At 59.3% G+C, this 25,731-nt stretch carries 26 protein-coding genes; 12 read left to right on the top strand and 14 right to left on the bottom strand.

All coding sequences use genetic code 11. The features are described 5' to 3' along the window. Positions 1-106 precede the first annotated feature (106 nt). Positions 107-1,948, bottom strand: a complete 1,842-nt coding sequence (locus K5E80_RS15560) for a phosphoenolpyruvate carboxykinase (GTP) (protein ID WP_220637015.1) — start codon at positions 1,946-1,948, stop codon at positions 107-109. 242 nt (positions 1,949-2,190) lie between these two features. Here K5E80_RS15560 and K5E80_RS15565 point away from each other — a divergent pair, with 242 nt between their 5' ends. The 3 genes from K5E80_RS15565 (at position 2,191) to pbpG (ending at position 6,636) form a co-directional block, all read left to right on the top strand. After that, positions 2,191-4,464 carry an NADP-dependent malic enzyme gene (locus tag K5E80_RS15565; protein WP_220637016.1) on the top strand — a complete coding sequence of 758 codons (2,274 nt, stop codon included), beginning with the start codon at positions 2,191-2,193 and terminating at the stop codon, positions 4,462-4,464. Between the two features lie 6 nt (positions 4,465-4,470). Continuing rightward, positions 4,471-5,610: a patatin-like phospholipase family protein gene (locus tag K5E80_RS15570; protein WP_220637017.1), complete on the top strand. Its 1,140-nt coding sequence runs from the start codon at positions 4,471-4,473 to the stop codon at positions 5,608-5,610. A gap of 117 nt (positions 5,611-5,727) precedes the next feature. Then, positions 5,728-6,636, top strand: coding sequence for a D-alanyl-D-alanine endopeptidase (gene pbpG, locus K5E80_RS15575; RefSeq protein ID WP_220637018.1), 909 nt, complete (start codon positions 5,728-5,730; stop codon positions 6,634-6,636). Here pbpG and K5E80_RS15580 read toward each other — a convergent pair whose 3' ends face one another. Further along, entirely contained in the window at positions 6,637-7,902 is a 1,266-nt protein-coding gene (locus K5E80_RS15580; RefSeq protein ID WP_220637019.1) for a putative Na+/H+ antiporter, read from the bottom strand. A 109-nt stretch (positions 7,903-8,011) separates the two neighbouring features. Between K5E80_RS15580 and K5E80_RS15585 the strand changes: the two genes are divergently transcribed. Next, entirely contained in the window at positions 8,012-8,392 is a 381-nt protein-coding gene (locus K5E80_RS15585) for a sirohydrochlorin chelatase (RefSeq protein ID WP_220637020.1), read from the top strand. A 141-nt stretch (positions 8,393-8,533) separates the two neighbouring features. On the opposite strand, the gene K5E80_RS15590 is transcribed toward K5E80_RS15585, so the two are convergent. Then, positions 8,534-8,761, bottom strand: a complete 228-nt coding sequence (locus K5E80_RS15590) for a sulfurtransferase TusA family protein (RefSeq protein ID WP_220637021.1) — start codon at positions 8,759-8,761, stop codon at positions 8,534-8,536. Then, complete coding sequence (locus K5E80_RS15595) at positions 8,751-10,226, bottom strand: M48 family metalloprotease (RefSeq protein WP_246591009.1); 1,476 nt, start codon at positions 10,224-10,226, stop codon at positions 8,751-8,753. The genes K5E80_RS15590 and K5E80_RS15595 overlap by 11 nt, the downstream gene beginning before the upstream one ends. Positions 10,227-10,567: 341 nt before the next feature. Between K5E80_RS15595 and moaC the strand changes: the two genes are divergently transcribed. Genes moaC through K5E80_RS15610 form a run of 3 tightly spaced genes read left to right on the top strand, consistent with a single transcriptional unit; the run spans position 10,568 to position 13,014 of the window. Beyond that, complete coding sequence (gene moaC, locus K5E80_RS15600; RefSeq protein ID WP_220637023.1) at positions 10,568-11,047, top strand: cyclic pyranopterin monophosphate synthase MoaC; 480 nt, start codon at positions 10,568-10,570, stop codon at positions 11,045-11,047. Between the two features lie 8 nt (positions 11,048-11,055). Further along, positions 11,056-12,555, top strand: a complete 1,500-nt coding sequence (locus K5E80_RS15605) for a CYTH and CHAD domain-containing protein (RefSeq protein WP_220637024.1) — start codon at positions 11,056-11,058, stop codon at positions 12,553-12,555. Next, positions 12,556-13,014, top strand: a complete 459-nt coding sequence (locus K5E80_RS15610) for a SixA phosphatase family protein (RefSeq protein ID WP_220637025.1) — start codon at positions 12,556-12,558, stop codon at positions 13,012-13,014. A 67-nt stretch (positions 13,015-13,081) separates the two neighbouring features. On the opposite strand, the gene flhC is transcribed toward K5E80_RS15610, so the two are convergent. Both flhC and flhD read right to left on the bottom strand, forming a co-directional pair. Further along, positions 13,082-13,624, bottom strand: a complete 543-nt coding sequence (gene flhC, locus K5E80_RS15615) for a flagellar transcriptional regulator FlhC (protein ID WP_220637026.1) — start codon at positions 13,622-13,624, stop codon at positions 13,082-13,084. A gap of 15 nt (positions 13,625-13,639) precedes the next feature. Then, positions 13,640-13,957 carry a flagellar transcriptional regulator FlhD gene (gene flhD / locus K5E80_RS15620; protein ID WP_220637027.1) on the bottom strand — a complete coding sequence of 106 codons (318 nt, stop codon included), beginning with the start codon at positions 13,955-13,957 and terminating at the stop codon, positions 13,640-13,642. 374 nt (positions 13,958-14,331) lie between these two features. Between flhD and K5E80_RS15625 the strand changes: the two genes are divergently transcribed. After that, positions 14,332-14,868: an NUDIX hydrolase gene (locus K5E80_RS15625; protein WP_220637366.1), complete on the top strand. Its 537-nt coding sequence runs from the start codon at positions 14,332-14,334 to the stop codon at positions 14,866-14,868. A 4-nt stretch (positions 14,869-14,872) separates the two neighbouring features. Here K5E80_RS15625 and K5E80_RS15630 read toward each other — a convergent pair whose 3' ends face one another. Next, entirely contained in the window at positions 14,873-15,568 is a 696-nt protein-coding gene (locus K5E80_RS15630; RefSeq protein WP_220637028.1) for an energy transducer TonB, read from the bottom strand. Positions 15,569-15,626: 58 nt separating this feature from the next. Here K5E80_RS15630 and K5E80_RS15635 point away from each other — a divergent pair, with 58 nt between their 5' ends. Continuing rightward, a complete protein-coding gene (locus K5E80_RS15635; RefSeq protein WP_220637029.1) occupies positions 15,627-17,732 on the top strand; it encodes a YgiQ family radical SAM protein in 2,106 nt (701 codons plus the stop codon). A gap of 37 nt (positions 17,733-17,769) precedes the next feature. After that, positions 17,770-19,563, top strand: coding sequence for an acyl-CoA dehydrogenase family protein (locus tag K5E80_RS15640; RefSeq protein WP_220637030.1), 1,794 nt, complete (start codon positions 17,770-17,772; stop codon positions 19,561-19,563). A 220-nt stretch (positions 19,564-19,783) separates the two neighbouring features. Here K5E80_RS15640 and K5E80_RS15645 read toward each other — a convergent pair whose 3' ends face one another. Beyond that, positions 19,784-20,299, bottom strand: coding sequence for a diguanylate cyclase domain-containing protein (locus tag K5E80_RS15645; protein ID WP_220637031.1), 516 nt, complete (start codon positions 20,297-20,299; stop codon positions 19,784-19,786). Between the two features lie 444 nt (positions 20,300-20,743). Here K5E80_RS15645 and K5E80_RS15650 point away from each other — a divergent pair, with 444 nt between their 5' ends. Together K5E80_RS15650 and grxD are read left to right on the top strand one after the other, a co-directional pair. After that, positions 20,744-21,082, top strand: coding sequence for a hypothetical protein (locus K5E80_RS15650; RefSeq protein WP_220637032.1), 339 nt, complete (start codon positions 20,744-20,746; stop codon positions 21,080-21,082). A 68-nt stretch (positions 21,083-21,150) separates the two neighbouring features. After that, complete coding sequence (grxD, locus tag K5E80_RS15655) at positions 21,151-21,477, top strand: Grx4 family monothiol glutaredoxin (protein WP_220637367.1); 327 nt, start codon at positions 21,151-21,153, stop codon at positions 21,475-21,477. 66 nt (positions 21,478-21,543) lie between these two features. Here grxD and K5E80_RS15660 read toward each other — a convergent pair whose 3' ends face one another. The 6 genes from K5E80_RS15660 to purB all read right to left on the bottom strand — a co-directional run bounded on the left by K5E80_RS15660 (position 21,544) and on the right by purB (position 25,622). Beyond that, positions 21,544-22,131 (bottom strand): YceI family protein, encoded by a 588-nt coding sequence (locus K5E80_RS15660; protein ID WP_220637033.1) that lies wholly within the window; start codon positions 22,129-22,131, stop codon positions 21,544-21,546. 24 nt (positions 22,132-22,155) lie between these two features. Next, positions 22,156-22,713, bottom strand: coding sequence for a YceI family protein (locus tag K5E80_RS15665; RefSeq protein WP_220637034.1), 558 nt, complete (start codon positions 22,711-22,713; stop codon positions 22,156-22,158). An 8-nt stretch (positions 22,714-22,721) separates the two neighbouring features. Continuing rightward, positions 22,722-23,255 (bottom strand): cytochrome b, encoded by a 534-nt coding sequence (locus K5E80_RS15670; protein ID WP_220637035.1) that lies wholly within the window; start codon positions 23,253-23,255, stop codon positions 22,722-22,724. Then, on the bottom strand, positions 23,252-23,719 hold the full coding sequence (locus tag K5E80_RS15675) for a MarR family winged helix-turn-helix transcriptional regulator (RefSeq protein ID WP_220637036.1): 468 nt from the start codon (positions 23,717-23,719) through the stop codon (positions 23,252-23,254). Before K5E80_RS15675 ends, K5E80_RS15670 begins: the two co-directional genes overlap by 4 nt. Before the next feature lie 76 nt (positions 23,720-23,795). After that, entirely contained in the window at positions 23,796-24,113 is a 318-nt protein-coding gene (locus K5E80_RS15680; protein WP_220637037.1) for a DUF2322 family protein, read from the bottom strand. Positions 24,114-24,257: 144 nt separating this feature from the next. Then, positions 24,258-25,622, bottom strand: coding sequence for an adenylosuccinate lyase (purB, locus tag K5E80_RS15685; RefSeq protein ID WP_220637038.1), 1,365 nt, complete (start codon positions 25,620-25,622; stop codon positions 24,258-24,260). Between the last annotated feature and the right edge of the window lie 109 nt (positions 25,623-25,731).

Raw genomic sequence — 25,731 nt, forward strand, 5'->3', positions numbered from 1 at the left:
CAGCGCGCGGAGAACTTTCGAGTTTCCCGCGCGTTTTTCTTTTCCGGCGTACCGGTATAAAAAACGGCCGCTCAATGGCGGCCGTGTCAGGCAGTCTTCGTATCGGTCAGTCGACCAGTCCGATTTCGAATAACTCCCGCTTGAGATGCAAGGAGCGCGGCAGACGGCTCTTCAATTTCTCGAACCATTCGGCGTGAAGTTTCAGTTCGGCGCGCCACGCATCCTCGTCGACCTTGGTCAGGGCTTCGAATTGCTCCTTGGTGACGCCATCGGCACCCGTCCAGTCGATATCCTCGTACTTGGGCATCCAACCCAGCATGGATTGACGTGCGCCGGCAGTGCCGCGACAGCGTTCGATGATCCACTTCAGCACGCGCATATTCTCGCCGAAGCCGGGCCACATGAAGTTGCCCTCCGCATCCTGGCGGAACCAGTTGACGCTGAAGATGCGCGGCGCATGCTCGATCTGATGGCCGATACGCAACCAGTGATTGAAGTAGTCGCCCATGTGATAGCCGCAGAAGGGCAACATCGCGAATGGGTCGCGCCGCACCACGCCTTGTTTTCCCACAGCGGCCGCCGTGGTTTCCGAACCCAGGGTCGCGGCGATATATACACCGTAGTTCCAGTTGAAGGCTTCAAACACCAGCGGTACGGTTGTTGCGCGCCGCCCGCCGAAAACGAAGGCCGAAATCGGCACGCCCGCCTGGGCTTCCCAGTTCTCGTCAATGGAAGGACATTGACTTGCAGGTGCGGTAAAACGCGAATTCGCATGCGCTGCCTTGCGCCCGGCTTTGCCGTCGGCCGGTGTCCAATCGTTGCCCTGCCAGTCGATCAGGTGCGCCGGGGGTTCCTTGGTCATGCCTTCCCACCATACATCTCCATCATCGGTCAGGGCGACATTGGTGAAAATGACATTTTCCTTCAGCGTTGCCATCGCGTTGAAATTGGTTTTTTCCGAGGTGCCCGGCGCGACGCCAAAGATGCCGGCTTCCGGGTTGATGGCATAGAGACGCCCATCCTTGCCCGGCTTGATCCAGGCGATGTCGTCGCCGACTGTCGTGACTTTCCAGCCGTCCATGGACTTTGGCGGAATCAGCATGGCCAGATTGGTTTTGCCGCAGGCCGAGGGAAAGGCTGCCGCCAGGTATTGCTTGTCCCCTTGGGGAGATTCGATGCCGAGAATCAGCATGTGCTCGGCCAGCCAGCCCTCTTCGCGCGCCATGGTCGAGGCAATGCGTAGCGCGAAGCATTTCTTGCCGAGCAGGGCGTTGCCGCCGTAACCGGAACCGAACGACCAGATTTCGCGCGTTTCGGGAAAATGACAAATGTACTTGGTCTTGTTGCAGGGCCATTTGACATCCTGCTGGCCGGGTTCGAGCGGATGGCCGACGGAATGTACGCAGGGCACGAATGCACCCTCGCTACCCAATTGGTCGAGCACCTTGCGCCCCATGCGGGTCATGACGCGCATGCTCACCACGACATAGGGACTGTCGGAAATTTCGACGCCGATATGGGCGATCGGGGAGCCGATCGGTCCCATGCTGAACGGGATCACATACATCGTGCGCCCGCGCATGCAGCCTTTAAACAGGCCGTTGAGGGTTTCCTTCATCTTGTCCGGGTCTTCCCAATTGTTGTTGGGGCCGGCATCTTCGGCATGCCGCGGGCAGACGAAAGTACGGTCTTCGACACGCGCGACATCAGAAGGATCGGAAAAGGCAAGGTAGGAGTTGGGGCGTTTGGCCGGGTTCAGCTTGATCATGCTGCCGGCCTTCACCATCTGGGCAAAAAGGCGATCCGATTCCTCCTGTGAACCATCGCACCAGACTATCTGGTCAGGCTGTGTCAAGGCTGCTATGTCAGCCACCCAGGACTTCAGTTTTTGATGTTTAACGAAAGCGGGAGCGGCCGAGGCAGCCATATCGGAAATGTGCTGATTCATTCAAAAAATCTCCACTACTTGTATCCATCATCTGGCATGTCCAGATGAATTTCACGCAAATCCTGTATAGATAGATGTGCCGCTTGTGCGGACGCGACATGTATATGGGCGTGAAGCGGATGGATGCATTACCTGTCGTGGCCCAATTATCTCACATCGCTTTGGATGGGAAACAATGCTTTGGCGCTACAATCCCGCAACTAACAAATTAGCATCTGACAAGAAAGGTTATTCATACTGTCATGGATGAATCAATACGCGCATCGGCGCTGGAATATCACCTATACCCGAAGCCTGGCAAGATTGAAGTCACCCCCACCAAGGCGCTGAACACCCAAAACGATCTGGCGCTGGCCTACTCGCCGGGAGTAGCGGCGGCCTGTGATGAAATCGTCAAGGATCCGGCCAACGCCTATAAATACACCTCGCGTGGCAACCTGGTTGCCGTGATCACCAACGGCACCGCCGTGCTGGGTCTTGGCAACATCGGCGCGCTGGCCGGCAAGCCGGTGATGGAAGGCAAGGGCGTGCTGTTCAAGAAATTCGCCGGTGTTGACGTATTCGACATCGAGGTCAACGAGAACGATCCGGGAAAGATCGTCGAGATCATCGCCGCGCTCGAACCCACCTTTGGTGGCATCAACCTTGAAGACATCAAGGCGCCCGAGTGTTTCTACATCGAACAGAAGCTGAAAGAACGTCTCTCCATCCCGGTTTTTCACGACGACCAGCACGGCACCGCGATCATCGCCAGCGCGGCGATACTGAACGGCCTGCGCCTGGTGGGCAAGGACATCGGCCAGATCAAGCTGGTCTGCTCTGGTGCCGGCGCCGCGGCGATCGCCTGTCTCGACCTGATGTGCACGCTCGGCCTGAATCCCAAGAACGTCCACATCATCGACAGCAAGGGCGTCGTCTATGTCGGCCGCGATGAAAACTTCGCCCCCACCAAGGCGCGCTATGCGCAAAAAACCGAGGCGCGCCAGCTGGCGGATGTGATGCCCGGCGCGGATGTCTTCCTCGGCGTGTCGACCGCGGGCGTGCTCAAGCCGGAGATGGTCAAGGAGATGGCGGCAAACCCGCTGATCTTCGCCATGGCCAACCCGGTACCGGAAATTTTGCCTGAAGTCGCCAAGGCGGTGCGCCCGGACGCGATCATCGGCACGGGACGCTCCGACTACCCCAACCAGATCAACAACGTCCTCTGTTTCCCCTACATCTTCCGCGGCGCGCTCGATGTCGGCGCCACCAGCATTACCGACGAGATGAAGGCCGCCGCGGTGAAAGCCATCGCCGAACTCGCCTTTGCCGAACAATCGGACCTGGTCAGCGCCGCCTACGCCGACGAAGAACTCAAGTTCGGACCCGAATACCTGATCCCGAAGCCCTTCGATCCGCGCCTGATCGTCAAGGTGGCGCCGGCCGTGGCGCAGGCGGCGATGGACTCCGGCGTCGCGACGCGACCGCTGGCCGACATGGAGTCTTATCGCCAGCAGCTCAACGAGTTCGTCTACCACTCCGGCCTGCAGATGCGCCCCGTCTTCCTCGCGGCCAAGAAAACGCCGGCGCGCATCGCCTTCTGCGAAGGCGAAGACGAACGGGTCCTGCGCGCGGCGCAGACGGTAGTCGATGACGGCCTGGCCAGGCCGGTGCTGATCGGCCGCCCCGACGTCGTCAACATGCACATCGAGAAATGCGGCTTGCGCATTCGCGCCGGCGAACACTTCGAACTGGTCAATCCCGACTCCGATCCGCGCTACAAGGAACTCTGGCAGGACTACTACAACATCATGTGCCGGCGCGGCGTCAGCGTCGAATACGCCAAGCGCGAGATGCGCCGCCGCACCACGCTGATCGGAGCCATGCTGGTCAAGCATGGCTTTGTCGACGCCATGCTGTGCGGCACCTATGGCCGCCACGCGCAGCACCTGCGCTACGTCGAGGATGTCCTCGGCAAGCGTCCGGGCATCGGCAGCTACTACACCATCAACATGCTGGTACTGTCGACGGGACCGATCTTCATCGGCGACACCAACGTCAACTATGATCCGACCGCAGCACAGCTCGCCGAGATGACCTTGCTCGCCGCCGAGGAAGTACGCCGTTTCGGCATCGCGCCGAAGGTGGCGCTGCTGTCGTATTCGAACTTCGGCAATGAAGAAACGCCGGCAGCGCGCAAGATGCGCGAAGCGCTGGCCATGATCCAGAAAGCCGCGCCGCAACTGGAAGTCGATGGGGAAATGCATGGCGATGCCGCCCTCTCGGGGGCGATTCGCGAGCAGATATTTCCGGGTTCGCGTCTGCGGGGAGATGCCAATCTGCTGATCATGCCGACGCTCGATGCCGCCAACATTTCCTACAGCCTGCTCAAGACCGTCGCCGGAGACGGTTTCACCGTGGGCCCGCTGCTGCTCGGTTCGGCGCGGCCGGTGCATATTCTCACCCCGACGGCGACCGTGCGCCGCATCGTTAACCTCGCCGCGCTGTTGTCGGTCGAAGTCGGCAAGAACAACTGATCTGTCATGACGTCGGTTAGCACGAATACGGCACTCGTGTTGACCGGCGGCGGCGCGCGCGCCGCCTATCAGGTGGGCGTGCTCAAGGCGGTCCGCGAACTGCTGCCGAAGTCGACCCCCAATCCTTTCCCGATTCTGGCCGGCACTTCGGCGGGCGCGGTCAATGCTGCAGTGCTGGCCACGCACGCCAGAAATTTTGCCGTGGGCGTCGAAGGCCTGCTCGAGGTCTGGCAAAACTTTCATGCAGACCAGGTCTATCGCACCGATCCTGCGGGCATTGCCAAGACGGCGTTGAGTTGGCTTGGTTCGCTGGCGTTCGGCTGGCTGACTCACCGCTCACCCCATTCCCTGCTTGACAATTCACCATTGCGTCGTTTGCTTGAGCACTATGTGAATTTGTTGCGCATCGACGACGCCATCGCCCATCAGGCGCTGCGAGCAATCAGCATCACCTGTTCCGGCTACAACTCGGGAGAAAGCGTCAGTTTTTTTCAGGGTCGCGCTGACCTTGAACCATGGCGGCGTTCGCAGCGTGTCGGCTCACACGTCAAGATCGAAATCGATCATCTCATGGCGTCGAGCGCGATTCCCTTCATCTTTCCCGCAGTCAAACTGCATCGGGAGTATTTCGGCGATGGTTCGATGCGGCAACTGGCGCCGATTTCACCAGCGATTCATCTCGGCGCCGAAAGAATCCTGGTTATCGGCGCGGGGCGCCTGGCGGAGGGGCCCGAGCGGCCGGAGGTGACAGGTTACCCTTCCCTTGCGCAAATTGCGGGCCATACTTTGTCGAGCATTTTTCTCGATAGTTTATGGATGGATCTAGAGCGCATGAATCGCATCAACCATACCGTGTCGATGATCCCGGAAGAGAGGCGGCAAAATGGCACGCCGCTGCGGCCGATCGATGTTCTGGTCATCAGTCCTTCACAGCGGCTCGATTACCTTGCCGTACAGCATGCCCACTCCCTGCCCTGGCTGGTTCGTGCCCTGTTGCGCGGCATCGGGGCGATGAATCCCGACGGCGGCGCCTTGACCAGCTACCTGTTGTTCGAGGCGTCTTATACGCGAGCGTTGATCGATCTGGGCTATGGCGACACCATGACGCGCAGGGATGAAGTCCGAAATTTCCTCGTCAAGGCTTGAGGCGGCAGATTAGGTTTCAGGGATATCCCTTTAATTTCCCAATGTAATAAGCCGTTATCTCTGCGACCAAAATCGTGGCGGCCTGCTACACTATAAATATTCGTCCGAGGAAATGCCATGAAAAAACGCCTGATCTCGCTAATGATTGCCGCCGGGATGATCGCCGGCGGCGTATCCGGCATGGCCGATGCCGCGACGCAGGGCGTCAAAAAAACTCCCCACGCCAAACGCCATCTTCGCGCAGTGTCGAAAGCTCCCCGGCATTTGATAGTCCAGTCATCCGCGGTGCTGGTACAGGATGAAACCACCGGCGCGGTTCTGTTCGAAAAAAATGCCGAAGCGGTACTGCCGATCGCATCGGTTACCAAGCTGATGACCGCGATGGTCACGCTCGATGCCAACCCGAATCTGAACGAGGCCGTGACCATCGGCGACGAAGACGTTGATGTCCTCAAGGGCACGCGCTCGCGGCTCCGGGTCGGCACCCAATTGAGCCGCGAAGAAATGCTGCGCCTGGCCCTGATGTCCTCCGAGAATCGTGCCGCGTCTGCCTTGTCGCGCTATTACCCGGGCGGCCGGACAACCTTTGTCGCGGCGATGAATGCCAAGGCGAAAATGCTCGGCTTGGTCGATACCCATTTCGAAGACCCGACCGGACTCACGGCTGCCAATGTCTCCAGCGCCCGCGATCTGGTCAAAATGGTTGCCGCCGCCCACAGCTATCCGCTGATTCGCGAGTTCACCACCACTGCCGAATACGACGTGGAGATGAATGGAAGGACGCAGACTTTCCGCAACACCAATCCGTTGGTGCGTTCCCGCAACAACGACTGGGAGATCGGCCTCTCCAAGACCGGCTATATCAACGAGGCCGGCAAATGCCTGGTGATGCAGGCCTGGGTCAACAACAAGCCGACCATCATCGTGCTGCTCGATTCCTGGGGCAAGCTGACTCGTATCGGCGATGCCAACCGCATCAGGCGCTGGATCGAAAGTTCAGTGATCCGGCGCCCGACCGCCGGCTGATCAATTCAGCCCGATAAACGCCGCGATTGCGATCAGCGTCGGCGGCAGCGCGGCCAGCAACAAGCCGAGCGGACTCACTGCCTGGTCCGGGAAATGATCCTTCAGGATCGACAAACCAGCCGGGTTGGGCGCATTGGCGATTACCGTCAGGCCGCCGCCGGCGACGGCGCCAGCCACCAAGGCGTAGCGGAAGCCGGCATCGGTTCCCTCCACCAGCGAACCGAGATAGGTCAGCGAGGCATTATCGGTGATGGCGGTGAGTGCTACGGCGACGAAGAACAGCACCTTGTCGTTGATGCCTTGCAGCGCCGGTTGCAACCACCACTGTTGCAGTCCGCCCAGCACTACCAGTCCGGCGAGGAAAAAGGCGACCAGCAGTCCCTCGCGCAGGATCAGACGATCCTGGAATTGCGGATAGGCGGTGGCGAAGCCCATGAACAACAGCAGCAGGCCCATGAAGGCCGGCGGATAGTGAGCGAAGACGACTATGCCGAGCAGGAATAACAGGTGGATCGCGATGACGAGGCCGGGTAGGTGCTTCTGCTTGGCGCGGCTGTAGTCAGGCTTGCCCTTGGCCACTAGCTCGCGGCGGAAGGCGAGCGTGATGATCAGCGCGCTGATCGACACGGCGAGCATCGCCTTCCAGCCGAAATGGGCGAACATAAAGGGCACGTCCCAGCTCCAGGTCGTCGCCACCATCAGCACCGGCGGCGCGGCGAAGGTAGTCAGCGTGCCGCCGATCGAGACGTTCACGAACAGCACGCCAAGCGTCGCATATTTGAGACGCGCCGACAGTTGCCGCGAAAAATACGAATCGCGCAGTATTATTGCTGCCAGCGTCATCGCCGCTGGCTCGGTGATGAAGGAGCCGAGCAGCGGCACCAGTGAGAGCGAGAGAAAATAGATCGACAGCGCCGGTGGCCAGGGAATCGCACGCGAGATTTGCCGCACGACATGCAGCACCGCCTGCAGCACGGCCCGCGTACCGGCAATCACCATGATGGCGAAGACGAATAACGGTTCGGTGAAGTTGCGCTGGTCCAGGTAAGCGAGTGCGTCGGACTTGCCGATGAGTGCGATCAGGGCCGCCATCATCACGAAGGCCCAGAAGCCGAACACCACCTCCACCTCGCCGAGCAGATGGAACAGGCCCGCATGCTTGGGCTGGAAATGGGCAAGGCGGGCGAAATACTTGGTCGAGAAGGTGTGCAGCACTGCGACGGCAAACAATGTGGTGGCGACCAATTCGGCGATGGAGGGGGACATGGGCTTGTAGGTCTGGGGAAAAGAAACCTGCGGGAATTATGAAGCAAAGGGGATGCGCGTTGATCGCATGCTGGCGAGTATCATGTATAAATACTAACTCACCTAGCGCATGAACATGAAAGGCATCGTGCTGTTCGGCCATGGTTCGCGCAATTCCGATTGGGCGCAGCCCTTCCATGCCATTCGGGAAGTGATTCATTCCCGTTCGCCAGGCACGCCGGTGGCACTGGCCTTTCTTGAGTCCATGCGGCCGACGCTCGACGAAGCCATTGACGAGTTGGTCAAGCATGGCGCGACCGAAATCGACATCGTGCCGATATTTTTGGCGACTGGCGGTCACATTGCCAAGGATCTGCCGCAACTCGTGGTGAGTGCCATGGAGCGTCACCCCGGTATTGCGATTGCTGTCGCGGTGCCAGCGGGGGAGTCAAGCCTGGTGATAGACGCCATGGCTGCCTACGCGCTCAAACCGCAATTCGACAATAACTGACTGAAATTCCGTCCGGTTATCCCCTAAGGATTTTTCAGTCGTTACCACGCAGTTAAAGGTGCAGTCTCCGCGTAAAGATCAGAGGGAGTCGCCGCGGGATGACGCCGCCCTTCGACAAGGGCTGACGGCGATTAGCCGGTGCTATTTCCGCTTCATGAAAAACTCGAACTCCTTGTCCTTCTGCGTCTGGCCAAGAAGTTCATTGCCGGTCTGCTGCGAGAATGCCTCAAAGTCCTTCACCGATCCGGGATCGGTGGCGACGATGCGCAGCACCTGCCCCGTCTGCATGGTGGCCAGCGCTTTCTTGGTACGCAGGATCGGCAGCGGACAGGCCAGGCCGCGCGCGTCGACTTCGAGATCAAAATCCATCGTGATGCTCTCCTTTCCAGTTATGACGTTGTTCCCTGCCTTGCTCGGCGCGGGGCTTGGCCGCTTCTATCGCGCGCAATGCGCGCAACCGCGCATCAACCTGCGATCGTTCATAGAAATCGCCGTCAGGCGCCTTCTGTGCCAGCAGGAGTTGCTCGATGGCGGCGACATTCTGGCCATAGAGCGCATAGGCTTCCGCCTGGGCACGATGCTCCAGCATCACCTTGCCCATGCCGGCGTAGGTGCGAGCCTGGAATTCATACAGTTTGGGATCGGCGGTATAGCTCTGCAGTTCGCGTGAACTGAGTTGCAGCGCTTGCGGCAAGCGGCCATTGCGGATTTGCGTATCGAGCAGCTGGTACACCACGGCCCGGCTCTGCGGGTATTTCGCCTGGGCTGCCTGCAGGATGGCAAGCGCTGCGGCGGGGTCGTTCTGCTTGAGCTTGAGATCGGCCGCCAGCGTCTCGAACATGGGCGAGGACATCTTGTTCCTGCGTGCCGCCAGTAGCTCATCCTCGGCGCCCTTGTAGTTCTTGTTGCGTGAAAGCGCCAGTGCCAGGCCATAGTGCGCCGCGGACTCGGAGTTGAATTTGCGATCATTGATCTGGGTACGGAAAATGGTGATCGCTTCCTGCGGCGTACCTTCCATCGCCGTGAGCTTGGCGCGCACCAGCCAGTATGCCGGTGAATCCACGACCTGATGGTAGGGATGCGCTTGGATGCGATTGGCCATGTCGGCCATGCGATCGCTGGTCAGCGGGTGGGTCATCAGATAGGACTGCGCGTTGGCCTCATAGAGGCGGGTATTCTTCTCCATGCGGCCAAAAAAGGTTTCCATGGCGTAAATATCGAAGCCCGCGCGTTCCAGTAATCTGATCCCGATGCGGTCGGCCTCACGCTCGAAATCGCGCGAGTAGCTGAGCTGGGTCTGGATCGCCGCGCCCTGTCCGGCCATGAGCGCACCCTGCGCCAGATCGGGCCGGCTGCGCGCCGCGATCAGCGCCGCGGCCATGGACAACATGGCGAGCATTTGCGACTGGGCCTGCGGCCGCAACTGGCGCGCCAGGTGATGCTGCGTGATGTGCGAGATTTCGTGCGCCAGCACCGAAGCCAGTTCGGATTCGGATTGGGTCAGCAGGATCAGTCCGCTGTGCACGCCGATATAGCCGCCTGGCATGGCAAACGCATTCACCGTCGCATCATGCAACACGAAGAACTCGAACTCCTGATGCGCGTCCTCCGTCTGCGCGGTGAGTCGATGGCCAAGCTCATTGAGATAGGCGGCAATCTCCGGGTCGTCGAGATAGGTTGGCTCGTGCAGGCGGATATCGTTCATCACCGCTTCGCCGATACTGCGCTCGGCGAAGGGGGACAACTCGACCTGCGAAGATTCGCCCAGATCGGGCAAACCATCCGCGAATATCGGGGGCGGCAGGACAAGCGCCAGTACCAGCAAGTACAACAAGGTTTTCCTCATACGGCCTATGATAGCGTTTTGGAGCTTCGGTTCGGCGCCTCATCTTGCGACGCCGCCGCAACCGAAGTGTTACCGCTGGTAAATCAGGCTAACGCGCATGGTCGCCAGCGCCAGCTCCGAGGATAAAAATGTGTAAAGACAAATTGAGCGTCCCCCACCCCCATACCTGCTCCAGGGCTCGCCCTGCATGGCTCGCCCGTCTCGGCGGCGCAAAGCTGTGCTTTGCGAAACCCCGCCTCAACCCCCAGGGCGGGGCTACCAATTGGCTCGCTGCGCTCGATATCACAATAAGTGCCATTTCTCCTTTTTCACGTTAACAAAACAACCTCATGGAACTCACCCATTTTGATCCGCAGGGCCAGGCGCATATGGTCGATGTCGGCGCCAAACCCGAAACCCGTCGCATTGCCCGCGCCGGCGGCCGCATTGTCATGCTGCCCACCACCTTCGCCCTGATTCTCGCCGGCACGGCGAAAAAAGGCGATGTGCTGGGGATCGCGCGCATCGCCGCGATCCAGGCCGCCAAGCGTACCGGCGAGCTGATCCCGCTGTGTCACCCGCTCGGACTCACGCGCGTTGCCGTCGACTTCACGCCAGATGCCAGCGCGCATGCCATCGACTGCGAAACCGTGGCCGAAACCTTCGGTCGCACCGGTGTCGAGATGGAGGCGCTGACGGCCGTCTCCGTTGCCCTGCTTACCATCTATGACATGGTCAAGGCGGTCGATCGCGGCATGGCCATCGAAAATATCCGGCTGCTGGAAAAATCCGGCGGCAAGTCGGGGCACTGGACAGCGGCCCCAAAGTAAGCCGGATCATGGCGCAGGAAGTCGAACTTAAACTCTCCCTGCCGGTAGCCGAACAGCGCCGTTTCCTGCGCAGCCCACTGTTGCGCCATGCAGCCCAGCGCAGCACGGAACGCCTGGTCAATATTTATTACGACACGCCCGATCTTGCCCTCCATTGCAATGGCATCGCCCTGCGTTTGCGCCAAAGCCGGCGGCGCTGGCTGCAAACGGTCAAGTGCGCCGGTCTCTCCCACGCCGGGCTTTCGTCCCGGCCCGAGTGGGAAAGCCCCTACGCTGGCCATTTCGATTTCGGCGCCATCGACGATCCCCTCACGCGCAAACGGCTCGAGCGGCTCAAGCCCCGTTTCGGCCCGATATTCGAGACCAATTTCCATCGCACCACATGGAAAATGCGCGAGACAGGAAGCGAATTCGTCATCGTGCTGGATCGCGGCAGCATCATTGCCAATGGCAAATTAATCGCGATCTCGGAAGTGGAAATCGAACTGGCCGGCGGACATGTCGATCAGATTTTCACCTTTGCCAGCCGGCTGGCACAGCATTTTTCTCTCACCCCTGGCCCATGGTCCAAAGCCGAGCGTGGCTACCGCCTGTTTCTCGGCACGCCGGATCGTCCCGCGCATGCCGTGCCGGTGGCACTCGGCAGCGCAATGACGCCAGTTACCGCGTTTCGCCATATCGCGCACTCCTGTCTCAACCACCTGCAACAGAATCACCATGGCGCGATATACAGCGAAGATGCCGAGTACATTCACCAGATGCGCGTGGCCCTGCGTCGCCTGCGCGCCGCCATGCGCCTGTTCCGTGTGGCGTTGCCCGCTGATTTCGACGAACAGTTGCTGCCGCCGTTGCACCGCCTGATGACGGTGCTTGGCACCGCGCGCGATCTCGACGTGCTGGCCACGGAAATCGTTGCCCCCGTCGTTGCCGCACTGCCGCAGGAACCGCGCATCGCCGCGCTGGCCAGCCTGGTTGCCGAACGCCGCTGCCACGCGCGGCAACAGGTAATCGCCCTGCTCGGCGCGCCCGAATACGGACGCCTGCTGCTGCTCGCCATGGCCAGACTGAACAGCCTCGCCGCTGGCGAAACCGAAGTCGTCGAAACGCCGCTTGGTGCGTTCGCCGTCACGCACCTCAAACGCTTGCGGCGCAAGACACTACGCATCGCACTCGCCGCACGCCAAAACGACCCAGCCAGTCTTCATGCATTACGCATTGCGGCCAAACGTCTGCGCTATGCGCTCGAATTTTTTGTTCCGCTGCTGCCTGCCCGACGGGTCGCCACGCTCATTGACCACTTGACGCAATTGCAGGACAAGCTGGGGAAACTCAACGATCTCGCCAATGCCGGCGTACTGCTGATGGATTGCGCCGCCGCCGAGGCCGGTCTGCGCGAAGCGGTAAGCCTGATCGGCGGCTGGCATGGCCAGCGCTATGCCAGCCTGCTGACTGAGATACCGCAAACGCTGGTGAAACTGCACAAGCTGCGTTTGCCGAAAGGAGACTGAATGGACCTCATGCTCTGGCGTCACGCCGAAGCCGAAGACCACAACGGGGGCGGCGACGAGGAACGCAGGCTCACCGCGAAAGGGAAAAGACAGGCGCGGAAAATGGCTGAATGGCTGACGCCGCGGTTACCGCATGACATTCGTATCCTTGTCAGCCCGGCAACGCGCGCTGTACAAACCGCCGCGGCGCTCGGGCGCGAATTCGAACTCTGTGAGCAGATATCCACCGGCGCCTCGCTCGCCGACCATCTTGCCGCCGCGCGCTGGCCGGCCGCTGGCAACGTGTTGCTGGTCGGCCATCAGCCCACTCTCGGCCAGCTCGCCGCCCTGCTCATGTGCGGTCATCCGGAGGCGTGGGACATCAGGAAAGGCGCGCTGTGGTGGCTGCGCTCAGCGCCGGAAGGCAGCAAACTGCACGCGACGTTGCGGGTGGCAATGCTGCCGGGGATGCTGGAATGACAAATGTTTTTTCCAAACAAAAACCCCTCCGTCTGGCGCGGGAGGGGTCGGTTCGGGTGCAGAGCGGTCAGGCGCCGGCGGCAGCGGCTTCGATCGCCTTGCGCGTCTTGCCGGCGCGGGCCGGCATGTGGCAAAGACCGCAGACATAGCCCTTGGTCGGATCGTAGGCGTGGGCGACGAATTCGCCGCCGCATTCCTTGCACGTCGCCATCTGCAGCATTCTGGCCTCGAAGAAACGCACCATGGTCCAGGCGCGAGTCAGCGACAGCACGCGTTCCATCTGGCCGCGCTCGACCTGTTCCAGATACATCCGGTAGGCCTTGATGATCAGTTCCAGCCCGCGCAGCTTGGTGTGCCGTTCGAAGAAGCGGTAATAGGCCATGAACAGGGAAGCATGGATATTCGGTTGCCAGGTCATGAACCAGTCCGTCGAAAACGGCAGCATGCCCTTGGGCGGAGATTCGCCGCGCACTTCCTTGTAGAGCTTGAGCAGGCGTTCGCGCGACAGCTTGGTCTCGGCCTCCAGCAACTGCAGGCGGGCACCGAGTTCGATCAATTCGACGGCAAGACGAATATCGCGCGCTTCCAGAATCAGTGACTTGTTGCGCATGGAGATTCTCCCCAGTCAGGCAACGCTTTCGACGGGCTTGCCGGCGGCAAGGATGGCGGCATGAATGTGACCGACGCCGCGTTCGCGTTCGTGATTGGAGAGCAGGTTCAGCAGCAGGGTGTCATCGAAGCGGAAATTGCAGATCAGCATGTCGGAGGAGGCCATCTTGAGCACCTGGCCCGGGGTTAACCGATCCAGGATATCGGCGATTTCATCGCTGATGCCAAGACGGAAGATGGCGCCTTCGCGATCGGCCCGCACCATGTTCTGAGCCAGCATCAGGTAGGCGAGATTGACTTCCTTAATATCATTGTGGGTATCGGCCAGATTCATCATGCGCTCCCTAAAATGTTGCCCGTAAATAATTGAGGCAATGGACACATTCTTGTTTACCCACAGACTTAATAACAGTGGTGGACCGCGGGATTTTGTGTCAGGGCAAATAGCATTTCTCTGTAAGAAAAAACCTTACAAAATATGTCTATTTGTTTGATTGCATGAACCAAAACGTGCCAAAACTGGCGCTACATTCCGTGGCGGTTCATGCGGTGGAAGCATCATGTGCTTGGCCGACGACAGCATCGTAACCGAAGCTGGACGCGGCAGTAGGCCGAGCAGAGTGGCAAGAAGGGCCGCTATTCCGCTCTTTGCCTATGCTGTATTTGAAGCGTTGCGCGGCGCGGTTAGAATCGGGCATGGATCCCGAAATCAATTATTGCAGTGTTTGCGGCGCCAAGGTAAGCCACAAGGTGCCCGCCGGCGACAGCCTGCCGCGCCATGTCTGCGATGCCTGTCAGACCATTCATTACCGCAATCCCAAACTGGTGGTCGGTGCCATGCCGATCTGGGGCGATCAGGTGCTGCTGTGCCGGCGCGCCATCGAACCGCGCTACGGCAAATGGACGCTGCCGGCCGGCTTCATGGAAAATGACGAATCAGTGGCCGCGGCGGCGCTGCGCGAGACCCTGGAAGAAGCCTGCGCCCGCGTCGCGCTCGGTGATGTGTCGACCATGATCAGCCTGCCGCACATCAGTCAGGTGCATGTGTTCTATCGCGCCGAACTGCTCGACCTCGATTTCGCGCCGGGTGAGGAAACCATTGAATTGCGGCTGTTCCGCGAAGACGAAATTCCCTGGGACGAGATCGCCTTCCGCACCGTGCAGCTCACGCTGGAGCACTATTTTGCCGACCGGCGCGAAGGGCAGTACCGGTTTCGCACGCTGGAGCTAGAGCCGCGCGAGTAGGCAACTACTCGTCATTGATGGTGAAGCTGACGGGCAATATAAAGTCGAAATTTCGTGAGCGCAGATTTTCGGGCACCGGAGTTCGTTTCAAGGCAATGCCAACGAACGACAGCGCTGCATTGTCGATGTCGACATAGTCGCTCGACTTCTGCAACTGCGGCGCCTGCGCATTGCCGCCCGCCTTGATCGTCACGCGGATCTGCGCCGTTCCCGTCCATCCTGCGCTCAAGGCGCGCGGCGGATATTTCCTGACCCGTCGCGCCTCGGCGGCAAGCGCGAACACATAGGATTTTTGCGCTTCGGCGAAGTCGAGTCCGGCATCGCCGGCAGAGGCCGCTGCCGCAGTGCTGTTGTCATACGCTTTGCTTGAGGTGCCCGCACTCCCGGTCGGCGCGGCAACTGTTTCCGCCATGCCCTGTTGCGGGGGCGCGGCGACAGCGACCTCGCGCGCCGCTGCAGCGGGAACTTCGCGCGCCAGCATCGCTGCGGGCGCCGCATGCGCTGGCGGAGCCTTCGCCGCTGCCGGCGTCGACGGAGGCAGCGCCTTGGGCCGTAGCAGGGCCAGCAGCGAGGGTCCGGTGGAAGAACGCGATGACATAGGGCCCGGCCCTGGCTGCAGCAACAACACGGCATGCAGCAGCAGCGACACGGCAAGCGCGCGCCAGAGCAGACCATGGTCGTAATGAGGGTTTGAAGCCATTGCAAAGGCTGGAAAATACGGCGGAAAGCAGAGGGGTTCACGAATATACTTGGCCGCGATGAATACTGCAAAACCCATCAACAGCTATCGCCCCTACTGGGCCAAGCGCTTTGGCATCGCACCTTTCCTGCCCACTACGCGCGCGGAGATGGAAGCGCTCGGCTGGGATTCATGCGATGTAATCGTCGTTACCGGCGACGCTTACATCGATCATCCGAGTTTCGGCATGGCCCTGGTCGGGCGCCTGCTTGAAGCGCAAGGGTTTCGCGTCGGCATCATCAGCCAGCCCGATTGGCATTCGGCCAAGGATTTCAGGCGGCTCGGCCAGCCGAATCTTTTTTTCGGCATCACCGCAGGCAATATGGATTCGATGGTGAATCGCTATACCGCCGACCGCAAGCCGCGCTCCGATGATGCCTATACGCCCGATGCTGCGCCCGACCGGCGCCCCGACCATGCCGTGGTCGTGTATGCGCAACGCGCGCGCGAGGCTTTTCCCGACGCCAATATCGTGATCGGCAGCATCGAGGCCTCGCTGCGCCGCATCGCGCATTACGATTACTGGTCGGACAAGGTGCGGCGCTCGGTGCTGCCCGACAGCAAGGCCGACCTGCTGCTCTTCGGCAATGCCGAACGCGCGCTGATCGAACTCGCGCATCGGCTGGCGAAGAAGGAGCGCATCGAGGACATTCGCGACCTGCGCGGCAGCGCCTTCATGGTGCCGCGCGGCTGGCGTCCATCGGACGCATGGGTGGAGGCGGATTCGAGCAGTGTCGACACGCCGGGGGCGCTGCTTAGGCATGCCGATCCGTATGTCATGGAAGAGCCGGGAAGGGAGAAGGGGGAAGGGGGAAGGGTTCGGACTATTGCGCAACCAATTCGAGTGTTGTCGAAAAACGAGCGGCTTGCGGTTCGCCAGGATGCGCGCGCGCATAGCGTCGTAAGGTTGCCGGCGTATGAAGTCGTCAAGGACAACCCGGTGCTGTATGCGCATGCCTCGCGCACATTCCATCTCGAATCCAATCCCGGCAATGCGCGCGCGCTGGTGCAGGCGCACGGCGAACGCGACGTGTGGCTGAATCCGCCGCCGCTGCCGCTCACCACGGCAGAGATGGATTACGTCTTTGCCTTGCCCTACGCGCGCCGCCCGCATCCGGCTTATGGCGAAGCCAGGATTCCCGCCTGGGAGATGATCCGTTTTTCGGTGAACATCATGCGCGGCTGCTTCGGCGGCTGCACTTTCTGCTCCATCACCGAACACGAAGGGCGCATCATCCAGAGCCGTTCCGAAGCATCCATCCTGCATGAAATAGAGGAAATCCGCGACAAGACCCCCGGCTTTACCGGCATCGTTTCCGATCTCGGCGGTCCGACCGCGAACATGTACCGATTAGCCTGCAAGGACCAGAAGATCGAGGAAAACTGCCGACGGCTTTCCTGCGTCTATCCCGACATCTGCGCCAACCTCAACACCGACCACGCACCGCTGATTCAGCTCTATCGCAAGGCGCGCGCCCTGCCCGGCATCAAAAAAGTGCTGATCGGCTCCGGCCTGCGCTACGACCTCGCCGTGCGCGCGCCGGAATACGTCAAGGAACTGGTGCAGCATCATGTCGGCGGTTATCTCAAGATCGCACCCGAACATATCGAGCCGGGGCCGCTGTCGAAAATGATGAAACCGGGCATCGGCAGCTATGACAAATTCAAGCAGATGTTCGACCGCTACTCGAAGGAAGCCGGGAAGGAGCAGTACCTGATTCCCTACTTCATCGCCGCACATCCGGGCACGACTGATGAGGACATGCTCAACCTCGCGCTGTGGCTGAAGAAAAACGGCTTCCGTCTCGACCAGGTGCAGACTTTCCTGCCGACGCCGCTGGCACTGGCCACGGCGATGTGGCACACGGGGAAAAATCCACTGCACAGAGTAGCGGCCGAATCGGAGAACGTCATGGTCGCGCGCGGTGCGCGCCAGCGCAAGCTGCACAAGGCCTTCCTGCGCTATCACGATCCGGCCAACTGGCCCGTCCTGCGCGAGGCGCTGAAACAGATGGGCCGGGCCGAGCTGATCGGTAGCGGCAAGAAGCATCTGGTGCCGGCGTGGCAGCCGGCCGGGACCGGGAAAAATCCAGCGCGCATGTCGAAGCGGCGGCTTCCGGCGTAAACTGCGTCATCCGGCACATAGCCGAAAAGGAGTTGTCATGGCTGACTACACCCCCCCCTTGCGCGATATGCGCTTTATTCTCGAAGACATGGGCTACCTCGGCGAGGTCGCCGTTCTTCCTGGCCAGGAGGAAATCACGGCAGATGTCACGTTTGCGATTCTCGAGGAAGCCGGTAAATTTGCCGCCGCAATGCTCGCCCCGCTCAATCGCAGCGGTGACCGCGAGGGTTGCCGTCTTCAGAACAACGTCGTCACCACGCCCAAGGGCTGGAAGGATGCCTACGCCGCCTACCGCGAAGCGGGCTGGACCGGCGTTGCAGGGCCGCAGGAATTCGGGGGACAAAATCTCGCCAAGATAGTCGCCACACCGCTGCAGGAAATGTGGCAATCGGCAAACCTTGCTTTTTCGCTACTGCCGCTGCTGAGCTTCGGCGCCATTGATGCCTTGTTGCGCACCGCCTCCACCGAACTCAAGCACAAGTACCTGCCGAAGATGATCGACGGCACCTGGAGCGGTACCATGAACCTGACCGAGCCGCAGGCCGGTTCCGACCTCGGCGCCGTGCGCACGCGCGCCGAGCCTCAACCCGACGGCAGCTACCGCATTTCCGGGCAGAAAATCTTTATCACTTATGGCGAACACGATTGCACCGAAAACATCATCCATCTGGTGCTGGCGCGCCTGCCCGATGCGCCGCCCGGCGTGAAGGGCATCTCGCTGTTCGTGGTGCCGAAGTTCCTCGTCAATGCTGATGGTTCGCTTGGCGCCCGCAACGACGTGAAATGCGTTTCCATCGAGCACAAGCTCGGCATCCATGCCAGCCCGACCTGCGTCATGGCCTACGGCGATGAAGGCGGGGCGGTCGGCCATCTGGTGGGCAGCGCCAACCGCGGCCTCGAACACATGTTTGTGATGATGAACGAGGCGCGCTTTTCCGTCGGCCTGCAGGGCATCGCCGTCGCCGAGCGATCTTATCAACAAGCACTGGCCTATGCGCGCGAACGCATACAGGGGCATGATGCCGTGAGCGGCGAGCATGACGTTGCCATCATCCGCCACCCCGACGTGCGGCGCATGCTGCTCTTGATGAAATCGCGTACCCAGGCCGCGCGCATGCTGGCCTATGCCGTGGCGGCCCAATTCGACAGGGCGCTGCACCACGCCGATGCAGAGGCCCGCAAGCAAAGCCAGGCGCTGGTCGATCTGCTGATTCCAGTGGTCAAGGCGTGGAGCACCGAGATCGGCAATGAGTCGGTCCAGCTTGGCGTACAGATTCACGGTGGCATGGGTTTCATCGAAGAAACAGGCGCCGCGCAGCATCTGCGCGATGCGCGCATTCTCACCATCTACGAAGGCACCACCGGCATCCAGGCGCTCGACCTGCTCGGGCGCAAGCTGGCGCGCGACGGAGGCGAGAGCCTGAAACTGCTGATCGGCACCATGCTGCGTGATGCCGAAGCGCTGGCGGCGGCACCTTTGCCCGAAGCCGCTGCGCTGGCGCCCGCACTGAAAAATGCGATCGACACGCTGGGCAAGGGTGGGCACAGTTTGCTGGTTACCGGCATGGGCAACATGGGCGCGGCATTGGGCGTGGCCGTACCTTTCCTGCATCTGACCGGCGTTGTCTGTGGCGCCTGGCAGTGGGGACGCGCCACGACTGCCGCCGCAAAGGCCATCCAGGCGGGCAGTACCGATGCGGACTATTACCGCTCGCAAATCGCACTGGCCCAGTTTTATTTCAGCCACGTCGCCAGTTCGGCTGCAGGACTTGCACAAACCGTGGCGCAAGGCGGCAGCGAGGTAAGCGCGTTTCCCGATCAGGGTTTCTGACGCGCCCCGTACGGGCGGCTATTTTTGGGTATCCGTAATGTGTGATTGATTTTCTATTACGCGATGCCAAATGCTTTGGGACTGATGTGCCACGGCCGCAGCTCGGCCAATACCACATATCCCGAATGATTATTCAGTCGGGCTGGTCGGGATGGAACCTCGACGATTAGCAGGCCGCTAAAGAAGGGAGTCGCGGGTAGTCAACTGAAAAAAGTGACTATCAAGCTCTCGCCTTGGCCATTGTACTAAAGGTTGACCCTGGCGGTAGCGAAATGACGTGATTCGCGAGCGCAATATGATTTTTCTTGAGGTGTGCGAGAAATTCCGTGGCGGAGCAGTTTTGCTCCAGTTCACGTTTATTAAAGGGCAATGAGAAAATGGAAATATCACGTTCTACGAGATGAAGGCCACTTTGCGATGCGATTTCGATGATGTCCTTGACTTTCTCGGCAAGCCTCCCGTCGGCCGCCGTATAAGGCACCAGAATCCAGAAATCAACCCCGTCACGCATTACCAAATCAGTCTTGCGGAAGGATTTGCTTAAGCAATGCAAAACCTCATCAAGTTTTTTCGACGCTTCTTGTGCGCCGAATGCGTCACCGAGCACCCTGGGATTTACAAAATCGATATGGATAAGACCGAATTGAACATGGCCAGTGTAGCGTTCTGTTACCGCCAGTAGCCATTCCAATGTAAAGAGAAATTTCTCGCGTAACTCCAGGTCTTGTTGTGACATACAATCATCCCTTTGGCATGACATTCAGGCTTTACGTCTGGCTTTGTCATAAACAGAAAACTCTATGAGAGGCAGCAACTAATGCAGCGCCGCTCATTTTGATGGGTAGATTCGAAAATCCCGCTGAACCGCTCCACCCACTGCCCATACTTCTAATATAAATTTTAGATAAGCGCAAGCAGAACAAGAACTTTATGTGGCGATAATCGGTCCATATCAATAACTGAGAATCCGCAATTGGCGCTTGTTTTATTTCGTTAAGCTAGCCAGTCAGGACAAGAGCAGTAGCCGGTGGAGCATCGCACCGATTCTGTAACGCGAAGTTTTTGCCTATGCTATATGCGCTGCATCATGTCAAATGGCTATAAATTGCGGATGGCCATATTTTTTTCAGTAGACCGGATAATGTGCCGGTAAAATTGCAATGCCATAGGAGAAAATAATTTGACCGGACTTCTGTTCTTGCCCGTGGTGCTCAGCCTCATCGTGCTTGGGGCCCATTTCCTGCGAGAAGGGAATCTCATCATGGTGGCTGTCGCTCTTGTGATTATCGGGCTGGTGTTCGTGCGCCGCCGCTGGGCTGCATACACGGTCCAGACAGCTCTTCTCCTCGGCGCTGCCGAATGGGTGCGAACACTGGTGGAGCGGGTTGCTGCACGATTCGAAGCCGGGCAGCCTGTATTGAGGCTGGTGCTGATTCTTGGCGGCGTGGCGCTGGTAACGGCGCTTTCGACCCTGGTATTTCGCACGGCCCGGCTGAAGCGCTGGTATGAACACAGTTGACGCAGCGCCAATTTTGCCGCTACACTTATGCCCGACTATTTCAGTCGGCAATTAAATGGGGATTCCCAATGGGCGTGCAAGAGTTGATTCGCGAGACTGTGACCTCCAAACCGGTCGTGCTGTTCATGAAAGGTACTCCACAGTTTCCGCAATGCGGTTTTTCATCCAAAGTAGTGCAGATGTTGAAAGCATCGGGCGTCAAGGATTTTGCGGCCGTGAATGTGCTTGCCAACGAAGAGGTTCGCCAAGGCATCAAGGAGTATGCGAATTGGCCGACGGTTCCGCAGCTTTATGTCAACGGCGAATTCATCGGCGGCTGCGACATTGTCAGCGAAATGTATGCTTCCGGCGAATTGAAGAAATTGCTGGAGCCGGTACTACAGCAAGCTGCTTGAATGCACAGTCACGGCCAACAAAAAAGCCCGTCGCAAACGGGCTTTTTTGTTGGCGCCGAACCATGTTTAGTCTGCGCGTAATCCTTCCACCTGGATACGCAAGGTGACATCCATCTTGAAGCCGTACCCCTCGCCATAGGCAATGCCGAAATCCTTGCGATTGAGGGTAGCCAGCGCATCGGCGCCACAGGCTTCCTTCTTGAGCATGGGATGCGGTTTGCAGAGGAACTGATTGATCTGTAGCGTGACCGGCTTGGTGACGCCATGCAGGGTCAGATCCCCTACAATGACAGCGGGCTTGTTACCATCGAACTTCGTAAACCTGCCCTTGTAGGTAGCGGTCGGATACTTGGCCACATCAAACATTTCCTCTGACTTGGCGTGCTCGTTCAGCTTCGCCATGCCGAAATCAATGGAGCCCGTATCGATGTTGACTTCGACCGTACCGGTCTTATTCTCAACATCCAGAACGACGGTACCGGAGCTGCGGGTGAATTTGCCGCGCCAGGTCGACAGACCGCCCATGTGGTCGGCTTCAAAACTCGGGTAGGTGTGGCTTGGATCGAGGTTATAGGTGACGGGTGCGGCGAAAGCGGGTGCAACCGATGTAATCAATGCCGCGGACAGTGCAATTGTGGAAAACAGTTTTTTCATCATTATCTCCTTGGGGTTTTGGGGCTACTTCTTGGGGAAAAGAAACAGCTTGAACTTCACTTGAATATCATCGGCGACGGTACTCGTATCCGCCCATTCGCCTTCGCCGATCTTGAACTGCAAGCGGGGCAAAACAAATCCGCCTTCCAGCCAGCTACCGGGGCCTTCATTGCGGATCGAAAACGAAATTACGGTATTCCGGCTGATGCCTTTGATGCTCAGCGTACCGCGGGCTTCATAACGGCCCGCGCCGAGCGGCTTGACACTGCTGGCGAGGAAGCTGGCCTTGGGAAAGATGGCTATGTTCAGCCAATTCTTTCCTTTTACCTCAGTCGTGGCTTCGTTGCTGCCGGCATCGATGCTCGCCAGATCGACGTCCACCCGCGCCTTGCCGGCCTCCGGCCGTGCCGGGTCAATCGATATCTGGGCATCGAACTTTTTGAAACTTCCGTCCACCGCTACGCCCATCTGCTTGCCGACGAACGTGATGTGGCTTTTCTCCGCCGCCACCTGATTCAACTCAGCGGCATCTGCGCCGCAGGCAATCGCGGCCGCCGCCATAAAGGCCAATAACGATTTCATATCACCTCCTATGTCCTGGCAAAGGGATTCATGCGCGACAGGAGATGATCCTTGTCGATAAATTGGTGCTTGAGCGCCGCCGCTACGTGAAGACCGAACAGCAGCAGCATGCCGTAATTGAGCATTTCGTGCAGTTCATGCAGCGTCTCGCCCAGTTCCTTGTTCTTGCCCACCAGATCCGGCAGCGGCAGCACGCCGAACCACACGGTCTGCATCCCTTTGGCCGAACTCAACAGCCAGCCGCTCAGTGGAATGACGATCATGAATGCATACAGCATGTAATGCACGGCATCCGACGCTTGTCGCTGCCAGCGCGGCATCGGTACAGGTGCCGGCGGCTTGTGGCCAATGCGCCAGAGAATGCGGATCAGAACAAGCAAAAATATCGTCACGCCGGCCCATTTATGCCACGAGTAATACTGAAGTTTTTGCGGCGATAGTGGCAGGTCGGCCATGTAAAGGCCAAGCGGGAAAGCGCCAAAGATCAGCAGCGCAATCAGCCAGTGCAGTGCAATCGAAACCGGGTTGTAGCGTTCCATCATTGGTTTTCCTTTTTATTATCGGCCGCGGCCGAGAGTGCTTTTCGCAAACTGCTGAGGCCTTGCTCCAGCACAGCAAGTTCCTGTTCGCAAACCTGCCCGAAAGCTTCGCGCAAATGGCTGATGTGCGCCGGGAATGCCCGGTCGAATATCTTATCGCCCTGGCGCGTCAGGCGCACGATGGTCGCACGCCCGTCTTCCGGGCAACTCTCGCGGCTCACGATGCCTTTGGCCTCCAGCCGGTCGACAACCCCGGTCAAGGTACCTTTGGTAATCAGTGTGCGCTCACCCAATTCGCGGAAGGTCATCCCCTGCGTGTTGCCGAGCGTGGCGATGACGTCGAACTGCGGCGGCGTGAGCTTCAGCGTCTGGATGTGCGCCGCCGAATAACGCTCGAAAGCCTGGTAACACTGCGTCAGTTCGCGCAGGACGGAAAGAAACGGAGCCCGACGGGCAGTTTTGGACATGTGGAGTCGACGCAATTCGTACTAGGTAGAACCAATATAGTTCTACCTAGTACCAATGTCAACCCCCGCGTTGGAATCAGGTGGCGAATCGGTGTTTGACGCGCAAGGCCCCTGCGCCGGCTTCAATGGCAAGCAGCCGGTCGATGTTGGGATGCTTGCCGGGATGGGCACGCGCATCCTCCGTATGCTCGGCATAGAGTTCGAGGCCTTTTCCTGCCGCTTCCGGCGTGATCGAACCATAGATCTGACCGAGATGGTTGTACACCATCAGCGAGCCGGTCTGCCCTTGTTTGTTCTCAATGGTGGCGACCATGTTGCCTTCCGCATCGAGCAGATCAATCGCCGCCAGATGCGAAATTTTCGGCAGTTGCTTGAGATTGTCGGCGAAAGTCATATTGATTCCTGATAATCTTTTTCACCACAGAGTACACAAAGGGAATCAAAATCCTTGACACTTGGCCAAAGCCCCCGCTTTTATAGGTTGCTCTTGCCTTCCTCTGCGTCCTTCGTGTTCTCTGTGATGAGAGGTTTTTTAATTTTAAATTCTTCCTGCTAGCTCCACCGCCTTACCGATATAGCTGGACGGCGTCATGGCCAGCAAGCGCGTTTTCTCGGCCTCCGGGATCGCCAAGCCGCGGATGAAGGCGTGCAGCGCATCGCGTTCGATGCCCTTGCCGCGCGTGAGCTCCTTCAACTGCTCGTAGGGATTCTCGATGCCGTAGCGGCGCATCACGGTCTGCACCGGTTCGGCCAGCACTTCCCACGCCGCGTCGAGATCCTCGGCCAGTCGTTTCGGATCGGCTTCGAGTTTGCCGAGGCCACGCAAACAGGAATCGTAGGCCAGTATGCTGTAACCGAAGGCGACGCCCATATTGCGCAGCACCGTCGAATCGGTCAGGTCGCGCTGAAGGCGCGAAATCGGCAGCTTCTCGGACAGATGGCGCAGCAGCGCATTGGCGAGGCCGAGGTTGCCTTCGGCATTCTCGAAATCGATCGGGTTGATCTTGTGCGGCATGGTCGATGAGCCGATCTCACCCGCCTTGGGCTGCTGTTTGAAGTAGCCCAGCGATATGTATTGCCAGAGATCGCGGTTGGCATCGATGAGGATGGTGTTGGTGCGCGCGATGGCATCGAACAGTTCCGCCATCGCATCATGTGGCTCGATCTGGATGGTATGGGGATTAAACTCGATGCCGAACGATTCGACGAAGCGGCGGTTGAAGCTTTCCCAGTCAAAATTAGGATAGGCGGCCAGATGCGCGTTGTAATTGCCGACCGCGCCGTTAAACTTCGCCGTGAGCGATACGGCGGCAATGCGATCGCGCGCACGCAGGAGGCGCGCCGTGATGTTCGCCATTTCCTTGCCCAGCGTGGTCGGCGTCGCGGTCTGGCCATGCGTGCGGGAAAGCATCGGCAGCGCCGCATGCTCATGCGCGAGGCGGCGGAATTTTTCGATCAGGCTGCCGATGAGCGGCAGCAGGTTCAGCGCGCGTGCATCGCGCAACATCAGGGCATGCGAAAGGTTGTTGATGTCCTCCGAGGTGCAGGCGAAGTGGATGAATCTGGCCGCGCGAATGATTTCCGCATTACCGGCAAAGCGCTCGACCAGCCAGTATTCGACTGCCTTGACATCGTGATTGGTGCGCGCCTCGATGCGCTTCACCGCTTCCGCATCGGCCTCGGCAAAAGCGGATACCATCCGATCCAGTTCGGCAATCGTTGCCGACGAGAACGGCGCGATCTCCTTCAGTCCATTTTCCGCGGCCAGTGCCTTGAGCCATTCGATCTCGACTCGAACACGGTTGCGGATCAGGCCGAATTCGGAAAAATGACTGCGCAGCGGCTCGATTTTGGCGGCATAACGGCCGTCCAGCGGCGACAGGGCGGTAAGGTTGGAGGACATCAATACACCTTTGTAAATGTAAAGCAATTTTAGCATGTGCCTCCCAGGCAACATGCCGCGGAAGGCGCTTGCAGCGCCGATGCTATACTCTCCACACGCAAATCGACAT

The sequence above is a fragment of the Georgfuchsia toluolica genome (assembly GCF_907163265.1).
In the GTDB taxonomy this organism is placed as follows: Bacteria; Pseudomonadota; Gammaproteobacteria; order Burkholderiales; family Rhodocyclaceae; genus Georgfuchsia; species Georgfuchsia toluolica.

Excerpts from the sequence above, each read along its gene's own strand:
- K5E80_RS15560 (WP_220637015.1), bottom strand. The coding sequence starts at position 1,948 with ATGAATCAGCACATTTCCGATATGGCTGCCTCGGCCGCTCCCGCTTTC.
- K5E80_RS15565 (WP_220637016.1), top strand. The coding sequence starts at position 2,191 with ATGGATGAATCAATACGCGCATCGGCGCTGGAATATCACCTATACCCG.
- K5E80_RS15570 (WP_220637017.1), top strand. The coding sequence starts at position 4,471 with ATGACGTCGGTTAGCACGAATACGGCACTCGTGTTGACCGGCGGCGGC.
- pbpG (WP_220637018.1), top strand. The coding sequence starts at position 5,728 with ATGAAAAAACGCCTGATCTCGCTAATGATTGCCGCCGGGATGATCGCC.
- K5E80_RS15580 (WP_220637019.1), bottom strand. The coding sequence starts at position 7,902 with ATGTCCCCCTCCATCGCCGAATTGGTCGCCACCACATTGTTTGCCGTC.
- K5E80_RS15585 (WP_220637020.1), top strand. The coding sequence starts at position 8,012 with ATGAACATGAAAGGCATCGTGCTGTTCGGCCATGGTTCGCGCAATTCC.
- K5E80_RS15590 (WP_220637021.1), bottom strand. The coding sequence starts at position 8,761 with ATGGATTTTGATCTCGAAGTCGACGCGCGCGGCCTGGCCTGTCCGCTG.
- moaC (WP_220637023.1), top strand. The coding sequence starts at position 10,568 with ATGGAACTCACCCATTTTGATCCGCAGGGCCAGGCGCATATGGTCGAT.
- K5E80_RS15605 (WP_220637024.1), top strand. The coding sequence starts at position 11,056 with ATGGCGCAGGAAGTCGAACTTAAACTCTCCCTGCCGGTAGCCGAACAG.
- K5E80_RS15610 (WP_220637025.1), top strand. The coding sequence starts at position 12,556 with ATGGACCTCATGCTCTGGCGTCACGCCGAAGCCGAAGACCACAACGGG.
- flhC (WP_220637026.1), bottom strand. The coding sequence starts at position 13,624 with ATGCGCAACAAGTCACTGATTCTGGAAGCGCGCGATATTCGTCTTGCC.
- flhD (WP_220637027.1), bottom strand. The coding sequence starts at position 13,957 with ATGAATCTGGCCGATACCCACAATGATATTAAGGAAGTCAATCTCGCC.
- K5E80_RS15630 (WP_220637028.1), bottom strand. The coding sequence starts at position 15,568 with ATGGCTTCAAACCCTCATTACGACCATGGTCTGCTCTGGCGCGCGCTT.
- K5E80_RS15635 (WP_220637029.1), top strand. The coding sequence starts at position 15,627 with ATGAATACTGCAAAACCCATCAACAGCTATCGCCCCTACTGGGCCAAG.
- K5E80_RS15640 (WP_220637030.1), top strand. The coding sequence starts at position 17,770 with ATGGCTGACTACACCCCCCCCTTGCGCGATATGCGCTTTATTCTCGAA.
- K5E80_RS15645 (WP_220637031.1), bottom strand. The coding sequence starts at position 20,299 with ATGTCACAACAAGACCTGGAGTTACGCGAGAAATTTCTCTTTACATTG.
- grxD (WP_220637367.1), top strand. The coding sequence starts at position 21,151 with ATGGGCGTGCAAGAGTTGATTCGCGAGACTGTGACCTCCAAACCGGTC.
- K5E80_RS15660 (WP_220637033.1), bottom strand. The coding sequence starts at position 22,131 with ATGAAAAAACTGTTTTCCACAATTGCACTGTCCGCGGCATTGATTACA.
- K5E80_RS15665 (WP_220637034.1), bottom strand. The coding sequence starts at position 22,713 with ATGAAATCGTTATTGGCCTTTATGGCGGCGGCCGCGATTGCCTGCGGC.
- K5E80_RS15670 (WP_220637035.1), bottom strand. The coding sequence starts at position 23,255 with ATGATGGAACGCTACAACCCGGTTTCGATTGCACTGCACTGGCTGATT.
- K5E80_RS15675 (WP_220637036.1), bottom strand. The coding sequence starts at position 23,719 with ATGTCCAAAACTGCCCGTCGGGCTCCGTTTCTTTCCGTCCTGCGCGAA.
- K5E80_RS15680 (WP_220637037.1), bottom strand. The coding sequence starts at position 24,113 with ATGACTTTCGCCGACAATCTCAAGCAACTGCCGAAAATTTCGCATCTG.
- purB (WP_220637038.1), bottom strand. The coding sequence starts at position 25,622 with ATGTCCTCCAACCTTACCGCCCTGTCGCCGCTGGACGGCCGTTATGCC.